A 16,534-nucleotide genomic window follows, 5' to 3' on the forward strand; every position below is an offset into this window, starting at 1 on the left:
ACTCATTTTATAGAAAATATTCTATAAAAATATAGATCAAATTTACATAAGAATTTCATATAACTACGAATGTGTAGAATATTTTTATTTTTTGACTACATATTTTGGGGGGAATCACTTCATTAATGTAGAATATGCAGGGTTTTTTATTTTCAAAAGGCCTGAAATAGTAAGACACGAACATAGAATGCCCGTGCCTTAATTAATGTTGTAGAATTTATTTTACTTTGCCAGCAGTAACTTGTATAAGGAGACATATTCGTCAATCATAAACTCCAAATCAAAATTCTTAACAAAGGACTGCGCTTCTTTTATCATATTTTCACTGGCCGTTGCATTACCCAGGATTGCGCGGGCTTTACTAGCTAATTCCTGATGGTCGGCGGGAGCGAACAGAAAGGTTTGGTTCGGTACGATTTCCTTGATACCAGCTACATCAGACCCTAAAAAAGGCACATTTGCAGCGAGTGATTCCAGGGTTACACCAGACATTCCCTCGTATGCAGAAGAAAGTACATTCAAGTCCACGGATTTCATGAGTGAAGATATTTCTGTTCGAAATCCCAGGTAATGTATACGGTCACTTACTTCACACTCAGCAGCTATTTTTTGTGAAGCTTCCATTGCCTCACCCTCACCTGCTAATAACAAGTGAAAGTCTTCACCGAGTAATGCACATGCCCTGATAAGTGTTGCCTGATCCTTTGGATATCTGAAACCGGCAGCCATAAGGATCAGTTTCGCATTAGTTGGGATATTCAGTTCAGCACATAGATGCTGCCTTTCAATCTTACTGGCATTGGCAATTGTAGTGAGGTCAACGCCATTATTTATTACTTTAATTTTATCACCCTGTCCGATCCACTCAGATAATTTTTCTTTTACACTATCGGTAATTGCAATGATCGCATTATAAGGACGATAAAAGGCTTTTTCGAGCGGTCTGAAATATTGCTTATCACGTCTCGTGTTATGATTACTATGTTCGGTAAATATTAAAACCGGCTTTGTTTTAAGCATGGAAATTGCCAAGCTGGACCAATAGGACGCTGGGAACAAATGCACATGGACTACGTCAAACGGGTTGGCTTTAAGGAATTTCCATATTTCAAGCGCACACACTGGATTATAAAAATTGGAAATCCGGAGATCATGAATAGTAATGCCCGCATTTTCTATGTGGGCCAGGAAGGATGGAACCGAATTTGCGGCATTGAGCAGCAAAACGCTGATATCTATATCTTTCCTTTTGAAGATAGGCAGAGAGGAAACTAACAACTTCTCTCCACCGCCTTGTGAAATGTCATTAATGATTACAAGTACTTTCATTAAACTGTTTTTTGCCGGTTATGGCTTTTGGTCATTGCGATTAAGGCTATTCAACCAGAACGTTGTTTAAAAAAACATTAGATGGGCTTTCCGTTCTGGACGAAGTCACGCCTTTTGCGCTTATAGTCTTTTTCTGCTCGCTTTGATGGGCCATAACATCAATTTTTTTGTCTTCCAGAACAACGACCTTTGTGCCGCTTATTCTGTTGTTGACAAATCTGTATCCGGAATTTTTTCTGCCAAGATTGATAGCTAGGCTAGAGCTTTTGATATCGCAGTCTTCAAATGTAATGTTTGATGACCCTAACCCAAACTTTGCCAAAATTTCTCCGGAACTGTTATTGCTGAATTTACACTTCAAGAATTTAACGTTAGTAACCTGCCTTGCTTGTCTTTTGGCATCAATCTCTGCTTCAATGTCAACGCCAGTTCCCGTGGCAGCGTACAAGCAATTTCCAGTTCTTGTTATCGATGTACTGATCACGTCAATTTTATCGCCACCTATAATGGCTAACCCGGTTCTTGCATTGAAGTTGAGGTCGCATTGGATAAGTTTCACATTTTTTTGGCCTGCCTCCGTGTGAGAGTTGGCTATCTGAATCCCGTCCAATCCAAATCGCTTGGCAGTAACGTTCCTGACAACAATGTTGCCCGAATGTGTGATCATCACTCCATAATGAGCAAGTTGGATACCACAATCACCATATCCGCCACCAATGTTAATCTTCTCAGGATCAAAGGCTGTATTCTTTTTATCCATGCACTTCATATTGAAAGTATTCATGTTATTCAGGTTCTCAGCATAAAAATTGCCATCCAGAACCAAGTTCTCGATCTTAACATTGCTGCTGCTTGCCACCACAATGCACCTTCCCAGATCAGCCCTTTTTGCGGAAGTCGCTCCTGGTTTAGGTGTGCATTCTACCGAGATGTTTGAGCTTGAGCCATCCTCGGGATTAAATGAGCCAAATCGGAAGCCCGTATCATATTTCAGCTTGGTTCCAGGTTGCCCCTTTATTGTAACATTCTTTGCATTCAGAATTTGAATAACATCTGCACCACGATAGTAGTAATCGCGATTGCTCAATTTTATCTGTTTGCCTACAATGTAATTTCCAGCTGGTATGAGCAGTTCGCAATTTCCTTTCCGGCTATTAATAAACTCCGATGCTGCCTGGAATGCGGCATGATCATTAATGGTATCATTAGGAATCGCACCAAAGTCCTTTTGAATGTTCAGTTTGATGATCGCCTTTTTTACTCTGCTCGAGTGTTTGGTTGAATCGTAGGATAAAACTTTGCGTTGGGAATGCGCCTGGGAATAAAATAAATGAAGGCAGATAATGGTTGCCCAGAATGTTGTTAGTTTCATAAGCGGAGTAATTGATTAATGCTGGTCGGACAACAACCATGCCTAATGGAATCTGCCCGTCAAAAACATCTCTTTTATTTTGACATCATCCGGTGCTTATATAGCCGATAATAATTCCCGGCCGTCGAGCGGATATGGTAATGTTGCGTGAAAGTGGCTACACCATTTTTAGCTATTTCTGCCTTGTTTCCTGATAGATGAAAGGCCATGATCGCTTCCAGGTAAGCTTCTTCGGTGACTTCCTTGCTAAGAAATCCATTTACATTATCCGTGATCATTTCAGTGATTCCACCAACCGCAGTGCAGATTGGGATACAACCGCGTGATAGCGCTTCAATGAGAGAAATCGGCATGCCTTCATAATGACTTGACAGACAAAAAGCATCCGCAATGGAGAGATAATCCACAATGTTATCCTTTGCGCCAATCAGTTCTATATAAGGATCATCCTTAACAAGTTCCTGCAACTTTTCGACGATATCTCGTTCCCTCAAATCACCGATGATCAATAGTCTGCATTTCTTATCAGCGACCTGTTTATTAAATCTCTGGACTGATCGGATAAGCATGGCTTGGTTCTTTACCTCAACCACCCGGCCGACATTCAGAAACAGATATTCGTTTTCTCTTGAAGCATATTTCGTTTTAAGACCAGGCAATGCTGATGTTGGTAACAACTCGGGACGACCATTTACAATCGTAACGTCATTATTAAGGCCATAATACTCTTTAAAAGTGGCTTTGCCATCCTGTGAAATGGTAATGGGCGTAACCCGGTCATTTTGATAGTAACGCTTCCTGACTTGCTTCAAAATGTTATTTGGACATTCCTGAGCAGCTCTACTGTGAACGGTATGAAAATAAAATGTGCTGGAAGGAAGCTTAAAAAAAACATTTAGGTTGACATATTCGAACGCATTAATGTGCGTATTTACCACATCAGGCTTTAACTCATTGATCCACCGAGTGATTTTTGATAAGGTTTTAGCATCAAATCCTGGCTTTTTCCCAAATGAAATATAGTTGACCTGCTTATGCAATTCTGATACAAATGAGTCTGAGTCAGAATTATCTCTCAATGAGACCAGGTAAACATTTGTTGATTCGATATTTGCAAGCTCATTGCAGAGATCAATAACAAACCGCTCTGCTCCCCCTCTACTTAACGATGGAATAATGTGTACGATCTTCATTATCAGTTTCAATATTTTTTGATTTATGCGGAATCTGCATTCTAAATAGTGTTAATCCTGCATAAACAAGTAAAAAGTAATTCAACGAAAATAATCCCGGCCGTTGAAAGAAAACCAGAGCCAGGAGCACCATGGATATCAGGCTGAATATCAAATACTGACGCCACGGATGGAAGTATGCAAAGAGAAATGCCAGGTATACCAGTATTATAATGCCTCGTTCGAGTACAAAAACTCTGTAAGACAAAGTGGATCCTCCATATTCTTTCAGCATATAGTCTTTGCCCTTGCCTGTGTAAAAATCAGCATTATCCCCTTTGGCAAAGCCTTGGTACATGGAATCAAAACCTCTGATCCGGGTATCTCTGTTGTTTACTATCCCAACGATCCAATCGTCTTTCCACTCAAAACGGTGATAGACCTTTAATGCCAGGATGGGGTCATCTTTTGTGCTCCTTGCAATGAATACAAATGCAACATATGAAATGAAGATGAAGACAAACGAGAAGGTCAGTCGCAACATCAATTGTTTCGTTGAGAGCAACCTGGTATTTGAAAAGTAGAGGACAGGCAAAAAGACAATTAGAAAGAATAACGAAAACGATAGAATTCCTGTAATGATTAGTATCCAGTACTCAAATCGGGTCAGCATTCGCCTGTAATAATAGAGAATGAGCGGGATAATTGTGCCCACAACACCTGGTTCATCAAACACCGAGCTGAACCGATTTTCTACACCTGCCCGCGACCAATAAAAAAGTAAATAGTTATCGTAAAGCCGGCCTTTACCCAGCTCACCGCGCTGAATTGAAAATAAAGGCGGAATACCGAAAATATTGATCAGCAGGAAAATGGGAATCCCGATTATCATTAAAAAGAGAAACACCTTAATATACCACCGCGCAACCTTATATTTCTCTTCGTCATTCAGCAGGATGAAAGTTAAGACCGGAAAAACGCCTGAATACAGAAGTTGAAAGGATATAATCAGTGAATCTTCATTGTAATACGCCCACCACATTGGAAGGAAAAGTGCTGCAAGGATATAGTTTCTGTAATTATTTTTGAATAGCAGAAACAGAAATGCATACAAATTCAAAAACTTCAAGCCATAAACACCCACTTTAACAAACAAAATTGAACTATATACCGGGTACGAATCAACGAAAGCGATCAACACCAGGTTGATGCATATCAGATTACGGATATCAATTTTGAGATCCTTTTTGACGGTGATACTTGGCAGGGAAATTGTCATAAGTTGTACATCAACAAGGATTTATCCGAGAAGAATAGCTTTCAGTTCCTCAGGGGTTTTAACACAATCAAACCCCCAAATGTAGTTGGTCAGTTTGTATTGATCGTCAGTTATTTGATCTTGGAAAACATTAAAAGCATCATATAGCATCTGGTTATCCCGGTCTTTCGTAGCCGTTACGTCCGGCATGTAGTGGTTTTTTACGAGCGACTCCCCGCTTTTTGACACTGCCACAAATGCTACATTCTGCTTGAACAGATAATTGGGTTTATTTAAATAGATACTGTATCCCACGTGTGTGCCGGTGCTATTCGAAATCACCATATCGGAAAGCATTATGATCGATTTTAGCCTATTCAGAAAGTACAGGTCGTCGCGGTGCCCAGCAGTCGTGAGCTTGTAACCCATTTTTTTGTATGCTTCATGATCTCCGTTCTGTACATCTTTCCAATACATGCAGACCAACACCGTATCAAATCCAACTCTCCTCTTTTCTATTTGATTGCAAAATTCATCCTGATCGTATTCCGACGATACTGAACCGATGGAGTGGCTGGGAAAAACCAATAACACCCGACCAAGCTGTTTTTTCAAATTGTCCAGTTCATTTTGGCTAAGCAAACTCTCCGCGTAATGAATATAAGGCCCGATTGAAATAGAAGTTTTTTTTGCTTTTTCAGTTATATATTTTTCGCGATAGCTGCTGTATGAGAGCGTTATTTTAGCGAGCTTCACTGAATCCGCTCTGACTACGCTTCCAATGACAATGCCGTGCTCTAGGTAAATTTCATGCAAAGGGAGTCTGGCGTCATCAATTTTGATATTGCTGTATTCAAGTAAGCGGCACAGAATGCCATAATAATTGCAGTCGTCAAAATAGAATAAAGGATAATAGGGCAAAGGGGTGCTTAACTTTTCCAGGTCAAAGATGTCAGCCGACCGTCTGGATTCAACCAGCGCTTGAAAATCAGTAGATTTTGACCTTTTGAAATGGCAATATATTTTGCGAAAAAGTCTACTTCTCTCCGCCCGCTTGACAACTTCTCTCTTTAAAGTATTAATCATAGTATGTTTTTTTAAGCTATGCGACTATCGCGCGAAAATCATCCGGAAGTTGAGCCACGGCATAGGGTAAACCTTCGCGCTAAGAACCATTACGATCAAGCTATTGAGGACGCTGATTGCAAAGTTCGAGTAAGCCGCCCCGATTGGTCCGATTGTTCTAACTAAATAATATGACAATGCGACTTGCAGGGATGAACATACAAATGTTACTATCGCAAGTGATCCAGACCTTTTTACAAAAAAAATGAAGCTTGCATACATAAGATAAATACCTTGGAAAGCTTGCGAAAAAAGAGCCCAACCTACATACATTTTAGCATCCGCATATTTTGTTGACAAAAAGTTGTCTATCGCGAAATTGGATGCAAGTGATGCAACGAACGTTAGTCCGAGTAATGCAACAATATATAAGTAGGTGAACTTAACCAGCTTTTGTTTTTTGGATTCCAGGATACGTTCATCTGAGATGGACAAGCTTTTATAAACAAATGGAGCATAGGCATTGTTAAAAGCAAGGGTCAGGAAGGAAATAAGCAAACCAAACTGAAATCCGGCGGCATAAATACCACTTGCAGAAACACCTGCCAGTTTAGACACGATAAGTCTGTCCGAACCAGCCCTTGCCCAAATGCTTAGTGCATGAGGCACGAGAGGGAGGCAGAATCCAAATATTTCCATAATATATGACTTGTTATAAAAGGCGCTAAGATAGCCCCGCTTCCATAATAAAAAGATACTGATACACCCATATATCACAGAGCTGGTGCCGATGCCAATGAGTCTGCCGCGCCATCCCATATTAAACATGATGATCAGAATCAATGATATACCAACATCACATATCGTTTGAGAAATCTGGTAACCGCCAAAAGCCAATGGCCTTTCTTCCAACCTCCAGATAATAAGACTTATCGAACTGAGCACCTGAGAAAGTCCGATGGCCAGTCCACTCACAACAAAGATTTGACTTACGGAAAGGAAGTCTTCTATCTGCTTATTAAACAAGAAAATGACAAGTGCGCAAGTTGTAAGTGTTGTCGTTATTACGAAGAATATATTAAAAATGTATTTCCCGATTTCTGCCTTTTCCAGTTTATAAAAATTGACTGAAATGATGCTTTGAACACTTATGCCTATGAATATGGCCAGAAAGTTGACATAAACATTATAGTTGGCAACAATACCATAATCGGCTGGGAGCAGATAGTGTGTAAGTAATGGAAGAAGCAGGAAAGGAACTGCTTTATTGACGGCATCAGTGAGTACATACAATAAGCTATTTTTAACAAGCGGATGCTTTTGAATACTACCAATCCTTTGTTTCAAGCTTAATATCACGTTTCTCTAATGTGCTGTTGTTGTCATCTAGCCAGTTGTCTAGGCCATTTTGTCTATCGACATCCTGGATCCTCTTTTGATATCTTCCTTGACAGGTTTTCCGATAATGTCTTTAAGATGTTTCGGGTGAAGTCCGAAGCCCGGGCGAATTGACCGCACATTGGCAGTTGTTACGTTTTCTCCCGCATTTATGTCTTCCACAACATACAAAGACCGCGAAAAATCTCTCCCTTTTGCCTGCTTTTCGGTCAACTGATAATCCACTTTGCCAATGGCCTGTTCGGCTTCACGGACAGATTTTACCATTTCGGAAAATTCAGACTCGTTCATCGAAAAGGACGCATCCGGGCCACCGATCGATCTATCCAGAATGAAATGCTTTTCAATGATTTTGGCGCCAAGAACTGTTGCAACAATAGGAACTGTGCTGCCAATGGTGTGGTCGGAAAGTCCGCTGATAACATTGAAACGTTCGCGGAAGTCCTTGATCATCGTCATATTTGCTTCGGCAATTGGCGCGGGATAGCTTGATGTGCATTTTAATAAGGCGATCTGATCGTTACCTTGTCTTTTGCAAGCATCCAATGCAAGCTCAATGTCCTCTTCCGTTGCAATTCCGGTCGAAATAATCACAGGCTTACCCTTAGAAGCAACCAGCTCAATAAGCGGGATATCTGTGATTTCGAACGAAGCGATTTTGTAAGCTGGAACATTAAGATTTTCCAGAAATTCGACAGCCGTTGGATCGAAAGGGGAGGAAAAGCAAATCAGATCTTCTTCTTCCGCTACCCGGAACAGTTCGGCGTGCCATTCCCAAGGCGTGTAAGCCTCCTGGTACAAATCATGAAGATACTGTCCGTCCCAGATCGTTCCGCCAATGCGAAAGTCGTCCATGCGCGAATCGATCGTAATGGTATCCGCAGTGTAAGTTTGTAGCTTTATGCAATCAGCTCCCGCCCGTTTTGCTGCCCTGATCGTTGCTATGGCCGTTTCTAAGCTGCCGTTATGGTTTGCCGAAAGCTCAGCAATAATAAATACGGGGCTGTCCTGATTTATTTCAAATGTTCCTATTTTCATCACCGATATACATAGTGTATTTATAATTTTCGCCGTCTGTTTGTTTTACAAATCCGAAGCGTTCAAATGTTTTGCAAGATGAGATGTTTTCTCTCATAACTATGCCGGATATCAAATTCACTAAATTCGGGGCACTAATGAAAGACAAAATTCCTTGCTTAAGTAACGTTGCGCCAAGACCTTTGCCATGATATGCAGGATCCAACAAGTAACTGATGACAGCTTCTTGCCCCTCTATATCAAACCTGATGGATCCAACAGGTTTTCCCGAAAGAGACGCAATGTAAAATTTACACTTCGGATCATCCAGTTTGCGCGTCAGCCAGGCAATGTGTTCTTCAAATTTAATTTTGCCCCTACTCAGGGAATATCTCCTGACGTTTTCATTAATTGCCCATTTGTAAGTCAATTCAGCATCATCGCTTGCCAGGTCCCTTATAGCAAAGTTTTTCTCGTTTAATAATTGCCTGAAAAGGTTTTGAATCCGGTTACCCGACAACCCATCAACTAGCTGCTGGTTCTTGTCAGGATCCTGGCTGAAATATGTTTCAACTGCCTTGGTCAAATTCTCTCTTGAAAAATCTGCTGCGCTGATGAAAGCATTTGCGTCCTTATAGTTTTCAAAAACAAAGCGTTGATTTGAAACATACATTCCGGATATGATATTGGCTCCCGAGGTAAGCGCCTCCGTTAAAATCCCGCTGGAGGGAACAACGCAGAGGTCAACTTCTGACATGTGTTGTGCCATATCCTCTGCACTGATATTTGAATAATGCAGCACACTTTCCTGCTCGCTAAGAATCTCATCAATCGTATTGTGGTGAGCATAAGCCGCACCGGTAACTACAATTATTTTTTTGAAGCGCTTCGTGTCAAGCACTACTTCAGTTGCAAGTTTTGTTAAATTTCTGCTGTCCGATCCTCCGAAGCATATCAGAACAGAATCGCTCTTTCCAGGCAGCCTGCTTTTTTTTGCCAGATTTAAAAACGCCGGTCTGATCAGGGCATATTTTGGGCCCAATGCATATTGCGTATAAGGCTGTGCCGGGTATTCACTCGGAGAAACGCAGGGCGTATGATTTAACACGAGGTCCGCATATGTCGTTTTCTCATGCAGATCATCAATGCAGATCAAGCCGCAGCCGATCATTTTAATGGATTTCTGATAGTCACTTTCCAATTCGTAACTATCCAGCACTACCAAGTCGTCTGGTGACAAAATGGATATCAGGTGGTCGTCATTTTGTAACCTTAGCAGCTTAAAACCGTCTGTTTTTATTTCTTCAATAATGCTCTCGGGAACATGCTTGCAAGCGAAAATGATGTAGAAATCGTCGCCGAGCATTTTCGCCAAAGCTATACATCTAACGAGGTGACCAAGGCCAATGCTGGGGCTTCCATCCGTTCTAATGTATAGCTTACTTTTCATATAGCAATCGAAATTTCATTTCTGCCATCAACCAGTCCGAATGTGTATCAATGTCCTGCACTTCTTCTTCAGAAAGAATTACAGGAGCGCTGTTTGAGCTAAAAAGCGAGTCGGTAACGCGCAATGGATTGTACCAATACCATTGACCGGCATCATGATAAACCGGTTTTAAATCCTGAGACCGGACATTTTTATTTTCCGGCCACACCATTTCTATCTTCCCATCATTCAATTGTAATCCGCGCCAAACGGGATATGAGAATGGTACAACCGGGAATACAGAATCGTAATTGAATGTATTGAGTAATGCTAGCCCTTCTGCCAGATGTTCTTTTCTGATCAGCGGTGCAGTAGGATATATACAGCAAATGCTATCGAACCTCTTTGAAAAACGGGATAAATATTCTCGCTCAACCTCTTTGATCACGTCAACAGTGGAGGCGAAATCGTCCGAGTTCTTTTCAGTCCTTAAAAATGGGACCGCAGCGCCGAATTGTTTTGCGATAGCGGCAATCTCCTGATCATCCGTAGACACCATCACCTCGTCGAACAGGCCAGAAGCCAGCGCCGTCTCGATGGCATAAGCGATAATTGGTTTACCGAGAAAATCCTTAATATTTTTCTTCGGAATCCGCTTACTGCCGCCCCGTGCCGGAATGATTGCGAGGGATTTACTCATTGTAAAATTCATTAACAGACTGTATCACAAATAATTGCTCTTCATCCGTCAGCGTAGGATACATCGGCAAGCTGATACATTTCCGATAATAGCTTTCAGCTTTCGGCATGTCACCAGCTTTCCAGCCTAAGCTTTGGTAATAAGGCATTAAGTGGCAGGGAATGTAATGGATCTGTGCGAAAATTTTCTGCTCCCGCAAATGGTTGTAAAGACCTAGACGATCGTCCGCTTCTATAATGTAAAGGTGATAAGCATGACCGGCATCCACGCCGCTTTGTCCTGAAATGAAGGATTTTCCTGAAAATGCATCGTTGTATTTTTGAGCAATCAGCCTGCGTCTCGCGATTCCATCGTCTGCCCTTTTCAATTGACTTGTTCCAAGCGCAGCCTGGAAATCGGTCAGGCGGTAATTGTAACCCAATGTCTGCATTTCCATATACCAGCCTGGGTAACTTTCGTCTCCACCAGCCAGTTCTATACTATTCACGTATAGGTCATTGGATTTTACGATGCCATGTGTACGGAGTGCAAGAAGCTTTTGATACAGCTCTATGCTATTTGTTGTGACCATTCCACCTTCCCCACAAGCAATGTGCTTAACAGGGTGGAAGCTGAATATAGCAAGATCTGCAAATTTGCTGTTTCCACAAAGCTGCTCGTTGCCCTCAGAGTCTGTAAAAAAGCCTCCCGGCGCGTGGCATGCATCTTCAATAATCCACAAACCGTATTCGTCTGCAAGATTTTTTATTTCCTCCAAATTAACGGCCTTGCCAGCGAAGTCGACAGGAACTATGCCTGTGTAAGTCCCTTTTGGTGATGCTTCCAAAAGGCTTCTTACAGCCTTGATATCAATTAAATAACTGGAAGGATCAATGTCGGCAAACACAATTTCACCCCCGCAATAGCGGATACAGTTTGCAGAAGCTGCGAATGTAATCGGCGTTGTTATCACCTTATCCCCCGGACTTACATTCAGTGCGAGTGCGCATAAATGCAGTGCGGCAGTTCCATTTGCAACCGCAACAGCATACTTTGCCCCTACATATTTTGCAAATGCTGTTTCAAACTCCTGGATATTCGGACCCTGGGTCAGGTAATCGGATTTCAAAACATCCGTAACAGCCCTTAGATCTTCCTCAGTGATGTTTTGCCTTCCGTATGGTATCATTCCCGAAAAAATTAAACTGTAAAATCTGAATCTACGTGCTCCTTAATCAACGCGCGCAGACTGTCAACTGTTTCCCACTCTGTATTATTTCCGGAATTATATGAAAAGCCGTCGGGCACTTTCTTAGCATCGAAATGTGCGATGAAATCCGCTAACTTCCAGTTAGGAGTCTGAGGAACAATGGCATAGTACTTACCCAAATCGTAAGTAAAGAATGAGTCCGAGGTTGTAATCATTTCCTCGTGGATCTTCTCGCCAGGACGTATACCGATGACGCGATGCTCACATTCGGGGCCAATGGCCTGCGCAATGTCCAGAATATTATAAGATGGGATTTTAGGAACGAAAAGTTCGCCTCCCCAGGCAGTTTCCAACGCATGCAAAACCATGTCAACTCCACCTTGCAGGGAGATGTTGAAGCGGGTCATCGTCTCAACTGTTATTGGCAATACACCGGTTTTCTTTTTATTAATGAAAAAAGGAATCACGGAACCGTTAGAACCCATTACATTACCGTAACGCACCACCGAAAACTTGATAGGATTACGTCCACGGATGTTATTAGCAGCAATAAAGAGCTTATCGGACGTTAGTTTTGTGGCGCCGTAGAGGTTGATCGGAGCGGCAGCTTTATCTGTTGACAGCGCAACAACATGGCTCACCTCGGTGTCCAAGGATGCATTAATTACATTTTGCGCGCCGTTAATGTTAGTCTTAACACATTCCGAAGGATTGTATTCTGCAATAGGCACATGCTTCATAGCAGCAGCATGTATAACGAAGTCGATCCCTTTAAAAGCTCTTCTTAAACGTTCTTCATCTCTTACATCACCAATGAAAAAACGGATTTGCGGGTATTTTTCTGGTGTGTATTCCTGCGCCATCTGGAATTGCTTCTGCTCATCCCTTGAAAAGATTACTAACCTTTTCACACCCGGCCATCTTTTGAAGATCGTTTCGGTCAATGCTTTACCTAAAGAACCAGTTCCTCCTGTTATTAGTATTGATTTACCGGTCAAATCTAGCATGTTAGTTGTATTTAGTTTAAACTTATTCTTATTGATTACTAATGTGTTATACAAATTGTTTGTGCAGCTTCTCCTTGAAGAATATGATGTACGAGAGCGTAAAGAACACGCCAAGAACAGAGAAAATAATGCCTATGAAAAAACGTTTCGGGCTGCTTTTCGATAAAGGGACCCGCACAGGTTCGAGCACTTTAAATACTGGTTTTTCTTCCTTTTCGCGAATCTTGAACTGTTCCAGCTTATTAGACAAGTCTGAATAAATGGCTTGTGACAGCACATATTCCGCTTGCAGTCTTTGTTCTTCGATTCTTGCTACGTTCAGGAAGGTATTTCTATGAGAGTCTCTGTAAGCTTGCAGTGCATATTCGGCACCCTGCTGGCGTTTCTTAGCTTCTTCTACACGTTTTTGTAAAAACTCAACTTGCTGCGTTGTTTTGGAAACAGTGTAGTTCGTCACATATTCAATGAGATATTTCTCGCTGGCAGAAACCAACATCGCTGCAACTACCGGGTCCGTCATCTCACTTTCAATAGTGATAATTCCATCGGTTGCGCCAACCGTAGCTTGAACCAGGCCTTTGGCAGCATTAACAAGCCGTTCCTGTTCCATTGTAAATGACAGAATTCCTATATCTGTTTTCGGCTTTGATGCAGGTTTGTCTGATTTTTTACTTCCGAACGATAGCAGGCGGGACAGGAAGCTTTGGGAACTATCCCTTTTCATAAAGTTCTCAAGCGAGGTGTATGAAACATTATCCTGGTCAACAACCGGGACTTTCAACAAATACTGTCCGAAAGGGACTGTTGATAAAATGTTCGGATACAGCTCGGGAACAAGTTTTCCGCTCGGATCGGAGCCTGCGCCAAGCGCCATGCTGAAAAAGGAGCTGTTCCTGCTGGAACCCAATTCCGGTAATAATATCGTTTGAGCTGTATACCTTTTTTCTAGTAGGAAGCTTATTGCCACCCCAAGGATTCCAAAGGCAATGGCAGCAACGACCAAAACTAAAAAATACCGCTTGAAGAATCCAAGTACCTCGATAAAGCTGATTTCGACTGTATCGGTTGTCTTTACTGACTGAATATCGGGCATACTATCTTAAAGAATACGGATTAAAGCAATCGCCAGAGTGGTAAATAAGGATATAATTGCGAGTCTTTCTCCTCTCGACATAGGCTGTTCCAGCTTCGGTTCCTTCAACGGAATTGTCACAGTCGATCCTGGCTGAACTTTGGGATAGGACCGGAAAAATAAGAACTTACTTGTGCGGTGCGTCCTACCATTGGGGTAAGATACATAAACCCTGTTTTTCCGGGCTCTTTCGGCAAATCCACCGGCCTGGGAAATGTAATCCTGGAAGTTGAATCCTGGGTCATAGTTTACCAGTGAAGGATTATAAACGCCTCCCTGTATCCTCACCATTTCCGATTTTTTAGGAATATAAATCGTATCTCCATCCGCCAACAGCAAGTTAGCAGGAATAGAAGGCTTCTCAATGATCGCTTTCAGGTCGAGCGCGACTAACTCCTGGTTTCGATAAAATCTGGCTCCTTCTATATACGCCTCTTTCCGCATGCCGCCCGCTTTCGGGAACAAGTCGGATATTTTCTCAAAGTTGTTCAGAATGGTGTACGTTCCGGGATAATTGACCTGACCGAAAATCGTGACCGTTTTCTGTGTCTCATATCGGGGGGATTTCCGCACCAGAACGATGTCATATGGATTAAGCGTGAACTTCTGATCCTGCTCGTTCAATGTCAGGTTATCCGCAACGTCCAGTGTGAAAATGCGAACATTCTGGTCAGACGGGAGCCCGGTTGTATCGTTTTTAACCCTGCGCGAAACTTCAATGCGGTATGGGATACCACCTTCTGTATAACCACCTGCCTGGAATATCAAATCCGCAATCGTGATATCTTTATAATAATAATATTCGCCCGGATTGATAACCGATCCTTTAACCGACAGGAAAGTAAATTCTTTAAGGTCCTCCACCGACTTAATGGTAAGGATATCACCAGGAAGCAAGGTTATATCCGGAATCTCATTGTTCATCAGTTTCCTCAAATCAATCGCAACAAGTCCCGTTTGTGAATCACCGCTTGATCTTTCCAGCAGTGCGCGGTTAAGAAATGCTCTTGGACTGATCCCTTGTGAAATCGTAATCAAATCTTTCACCGTTTTGGTGCGTTCGTCCAGTGGATATACGCCTGGCCTCGTTACTGCACCGCGAATTTCAATCTGGTTAGCAACAACTTCCAGGATCCTTTTAACATTATATATATCCCCGTTTTTTGGGATGAATGTGTTCACCTGGGCAGAGTCAATGCTTCCAATTACGAAGTTATTGCCTGTATTTCTCTGATATTGAATCAGCTGTGTAAATGCGTCCGGTGTAAAACCGCCTGCATATTTCAAAATGTCTTTTAAAGTTTCGCCTGCTTTGGCCTCAAAAATTCCGCTCTTCTTGACCTCACCGGTCAGTTCCAGCCGTGTTTCATAAGGGCGGATCAAAATGATATCCTGATCCTGCAAAGCAATGTTGTCCCTTAAATCCGCATCTATTAAAAACCGGTAGAGGTCTATCTGACGGATTATCTTGTTATTTCTGATAATGTCGATATTCCGGTAAGAACCGTTTCTGCCTGGTCCTCCTGATACATAAAGTGCATTGAAAGCGGTGGATAGGGAAGATACCGTGTAGGTGCCGGGACGTACAACCTCACCGGCGATCATTACCCTGATACTGCGAACATTACCAAGCGTAATGGTGGAATAGGTGCCAGATCCGGGACGGTTTAATGTTGAATAAGCCTGTCTCAGCCTATTGACAATTCTTTCGCTAGCCTGTTCAATGGTTAGTCCATTGACGTAAACGGGCGCCAGATTAAGCATTTTAACCGTTCCTTCCGGGCTGATCTTCATCCGGAAATTATCGACTGAATTTCCGTAAATATCTACAATCAATTCATCGTCAGGACCTAAAATGTAATTTCGTGGGGTTGGAATGCGCAGGTTAGGCTCGAATGTCGTTGAACTTCTTCTGAAAAATGAAGAGCCGAATGTTCTGTTCAATCTCCTTGCGCGCGCTCTGCCAGCAGCAGTCGTGTCTCTTTCGTTGTTTGTTTCTTCTTCCAACTCATCCAGATCATCCTGCTCCCGGGTTTCGTCCAGCTGGTCTCTGTTAGGGTCGTTTTTTGTGTTGTCTTTGGAAGTCTGTTCCAGGCGTTTTCGCATGGCAGAGATATCGTCCAGCGTGTAACCGCGTTGCAATGCTGCCTTTTCAATATCCATATCAGACATTCCCGACTGCTTGGCCTGGTTATAGAATTCAACAGCCTGCGAATTGGAAACGGGCGCTCCGGTTGATGGTGTCGGGGTGGTTTGCCCCGGTACAGTGGTCGGGGTCTGTGGTACTGGATCCTGGGCTTGAGTGACTGTGCTTATCAGTAGGATAAAAAACGCTATCCGGATGGCGTTAACTGTTTTAGATAAATAATGCATGCAGTGTTAATTATATTAAATCGCGTCGGTACGCATTTCTTAATTTGATCCGGGTGCTTGACCAAGCAAGCAGTAAAACTACGAAATCTTACA

13 protein-coding genes are annotated in these 16,534 nt (G+C 42.3%); all 13 read right to left on the reverse strand.

All coding sequences use genetic code 11. From position 1 onward, the window contains the following. Positions 1–222: 222 nt before the first annotated feature. The 13 genes from LZG74_RS04220 to LZG74_RS04280 all read right to left on the reverse strand — a co-directional run bounded on the left by LZG74_RS04220 (position 223) and on the right by LZG74_RS04280 (position 16,441). Positions 223–1,329 carry a glycosyltransferase gene (locus tag LZG74_RS04220; protein ID WP_233795351.1) on the reverse strand — a complete coding sequence of 369 codons (1,107 nt, stop codon included), beginning with the start codon at positions 1,327–1,329 and terminating at the stop codon, positions 223–225. Positions 1,330–1,375: 46 nt separating this feature from the next. Beyond that, positions 1,376–2,701, reverse strand: coding sequence for a right-handed parallel beta-helix repeat-containing protein (locus LZG74_RS04225; RefSeq protein ID WP_233795352.1), 1,326 nt, complete (start codon positions 2,699–2,701; stop codon positions 1,376–1,378). Between the two features lie 74 nt (positions 2,702–2,775). Next, positions 2,776–3,894: a glycosyltransferase gene (locus tag LZG74_RS04230; protein WP_233795353.1), complete on the reverse strand. Its 1,119-nt coding sequence runs from the start codon at positions 3,892–3,894 to the stop codon at positions 2,776–2,778. Further along, positions 3,860–5,152, reverse strand: a complete 1,293-nt coding sequence (locus LZG74_RS04235; RefSeq protein ID WP_233795354.1) for a hypothetical protein — start codon at positions 5,150–5,152, stop codon at positions 3,860–3,862. Before LZG74_RS04235 ends, LZG74_RS04230 begins: the two co-directional genes overlap by 35 nt. A 21-nt stretch (positions 5,153–5,173) precedes the next feature. Next, complete coding sequence (locus LZG74_RS04240) at positions 5,174–6,217, reverse strand: hypothetical protein (RefSeq protein WP_233795355.1); 1,044 nt, start codon at positions 6,215–6,217, stop codon at positions 5,174–5,176. 24 nt (positions 6,218–6,241) lie between these two features. Further along, entirely contained in the window at positions 6,242–7,543 is a 1,302-nt protein-coding gene (locus LZG74_RS04245; protein WP_233795356.1) for a lipopolysaccharide biosynthesis protein, read from the reverse strand. Positions 7,544–7,594: 51 nt separating this feature from the next. Continuing rightward, complete coding sequence (pseI, locus tag LZG74_RS04250; RefSeq protein WP_233795357.1) at positions 7,595–8,632, reverse strand: pseudaminic acid synthase; 1,038 nt, start codon at positions 8,630–8,632, stop codon at positions 7,595–7,597. Next, positions 8,613–10,061 (reverse strand): UDP-2,4-diacetamido-2,4,6-trideoxy-beta-L-altropyranose hydrolase, encoded by a 1,449-nt coding sequence (gene pseG / locus LZG74_RS04255; protein WP_233795358.1) that lies wholly within the window; start codon positions 10,059–10,061, stop codon positions 8,613–8,615. The genes pseI and pseG overlap by 20 nt, the downstream gene beginning before the upstream one ends. After that, positions 10,051–10,740: a pseudaminic acid cytidylyltransferase gene (pseF, locus tag LZG74_RS04260; protein ID WP_233795359.1), complete on the reverse strand. Its 690-nt coding sequence runs from the start codon at positions 10,738–10,740 to the stop codon at positions 10,051–10,053. The genes pseG and pseF overlap by 11 nt, the downstream gene beginning before the upstream one ends. Beyond that, positions 10,733–11,908: a UDP-4-amino-4,6-dideoxy-N-acetyl-beta-L-altrosamine transaminase gene (gene pseC / locus LZG74_RS04265; RefSeq protein WP_233795360.1), complete on the reverse strand. Its 1,176-nt coding sequence runs from the start codon at positions 11,906–11,908 to the stop codon at positions 10,733–10,735. Before pseC ends, pseF begins: the two co-directional genes overlap by 8 nt. A gap of 11 nt (positions 11,909–11,919) precedes the next feature. Further along, positions 11,920–12,936: a UDP-N-acetylglucosamine 4,6-dehydratase (inverting) gene (pseB, locus tag LZG74_RS04270; protein WP_233795361.1), complete on the reverse strand. Its 1,017-nt coding sequence runs from the start codon at positions 12,934–12,936 to the stop codon at positions 11,920–11,922. 46 nt (positions 12,937–12,982) lie between these two features. Beyond that, positions 12,983–14,029, reverse strand: coding sequence for a Wzz/FepE/Etk N-terminal domain-containing protein (locus LZG74_RS04275; RefSeq protein ID WP_233795362.1), 1,047 nt, complete (start codon positions 14,027–14,029; stop codon positions 12,983–12,985). 6 nt (positions 14,030–14,035) lie between these two features. After that, positions 14,036–16,441 carry an SLBB domain-containing protein gene (locus LZG74_RS04280; RefSeq protein WP_233795363.1) on the reverse strand — a complete coding sequence of 802 codons (2,406 nt, stop codon included), beginning with the start codon at positions 16,439–16,441 and terminating at the stop codon, positions 14,036–14,038. Positions 16,442–16,534: the final 93 nt, after the last annotated feature.

It is taken from the genome of Dyadobacter sp. CY327 (genome assembly GCF_021390415.1).
GTDB classification, from domain to species: Bacteria; Bacteroidota; Bacteroidia; order Cytophagales; family Spirosomataceae; genus Dyadobacter; species Dyadobacter chenhuakuii.

Bases quoted from the DNA above. Each gene is read 5' to 3' on its own strand.
- LZG74_RS04220 (WP_233795351.1), bottom strand. From the start codon at position 1,329: ATGAAAGTACTTGTAATCATTAATGACATTTCACAAGGCGGTGGAGAG.
- LZG74_RS04225 (WP_233795352.1), bottom strand. From the start codon at position 2,701: ATGAAACTAACAACATTCTGGGCAACCATTATCTGCCTTCATTTATTT.
- LZG74_RS04230 (WP_233795353.1), bottom strand. From the start codon at position 3,894: ATGAAGATCGTACACATTATTCCATCGTTAAGTAGAGGGGGAGCAGAG.
- LZG74_RS04235 (WP_233795354.1), bottom strand. From the start codon at position 5,152: ATGACAATTTCCCTGCCAAGTATCACCGTCAAAAAGGATCTCAAAATT.
- LZG74_RS04240 (WP_233795355.1), bottom strand. From the start codon at position 6,217: ATGATTAATACTTTAAAGAGAGAAGTTGTCAAGCGGGCGGAGAGAAGT.
- pseI (WP_233795357.1), bottom strand. From the start codon at position 8,632: ATGAAAATAGGAACATTTGAAATAAATCAGGACAGCCCCGTATTTATT.
- pseG (WP_233795358.1), bottom strand. From the start codon at position 10,061: ATGAAAAGTAAGCTATACATTAGAACGGATGGAAGCCCCAGCATTGGC.
- pseF (WP_233795359.1), bottom strand. From the start codon at position 10,740: ATGAGTAAATCCCTCGCAATCATTCCGGCACGGGGCGGCAGTAAGCGG.
- pseC (WP_233795360.1), bottom strand. From the start codon at position 11,908: ATGATACCATACGGAAGGCAAAACATCACTGAGGAAGATCTAAGGGCT.
- pseB (WP_233795361.1), bottom strand. From the start codon at position 12,936: ATGCTAGATTTGACCGGTAAATCAATACTAATAACAGGAGGAACTGGT.
- LZG74_RS04275 (WP_233795362.1), bottom strand. From the start codon at position 14,029: ATGCCCGATATTCAGTCAGTAAAGACAACCGATACAGTCGAAATCAGC.
- LZG74_RS04280 (WP_233795363.1), bottom strand. From the start codon at position 16,441: ATGCATTATTTATCTAAAACAGTTAACGCCATCCGGATAGCGTTTTTT.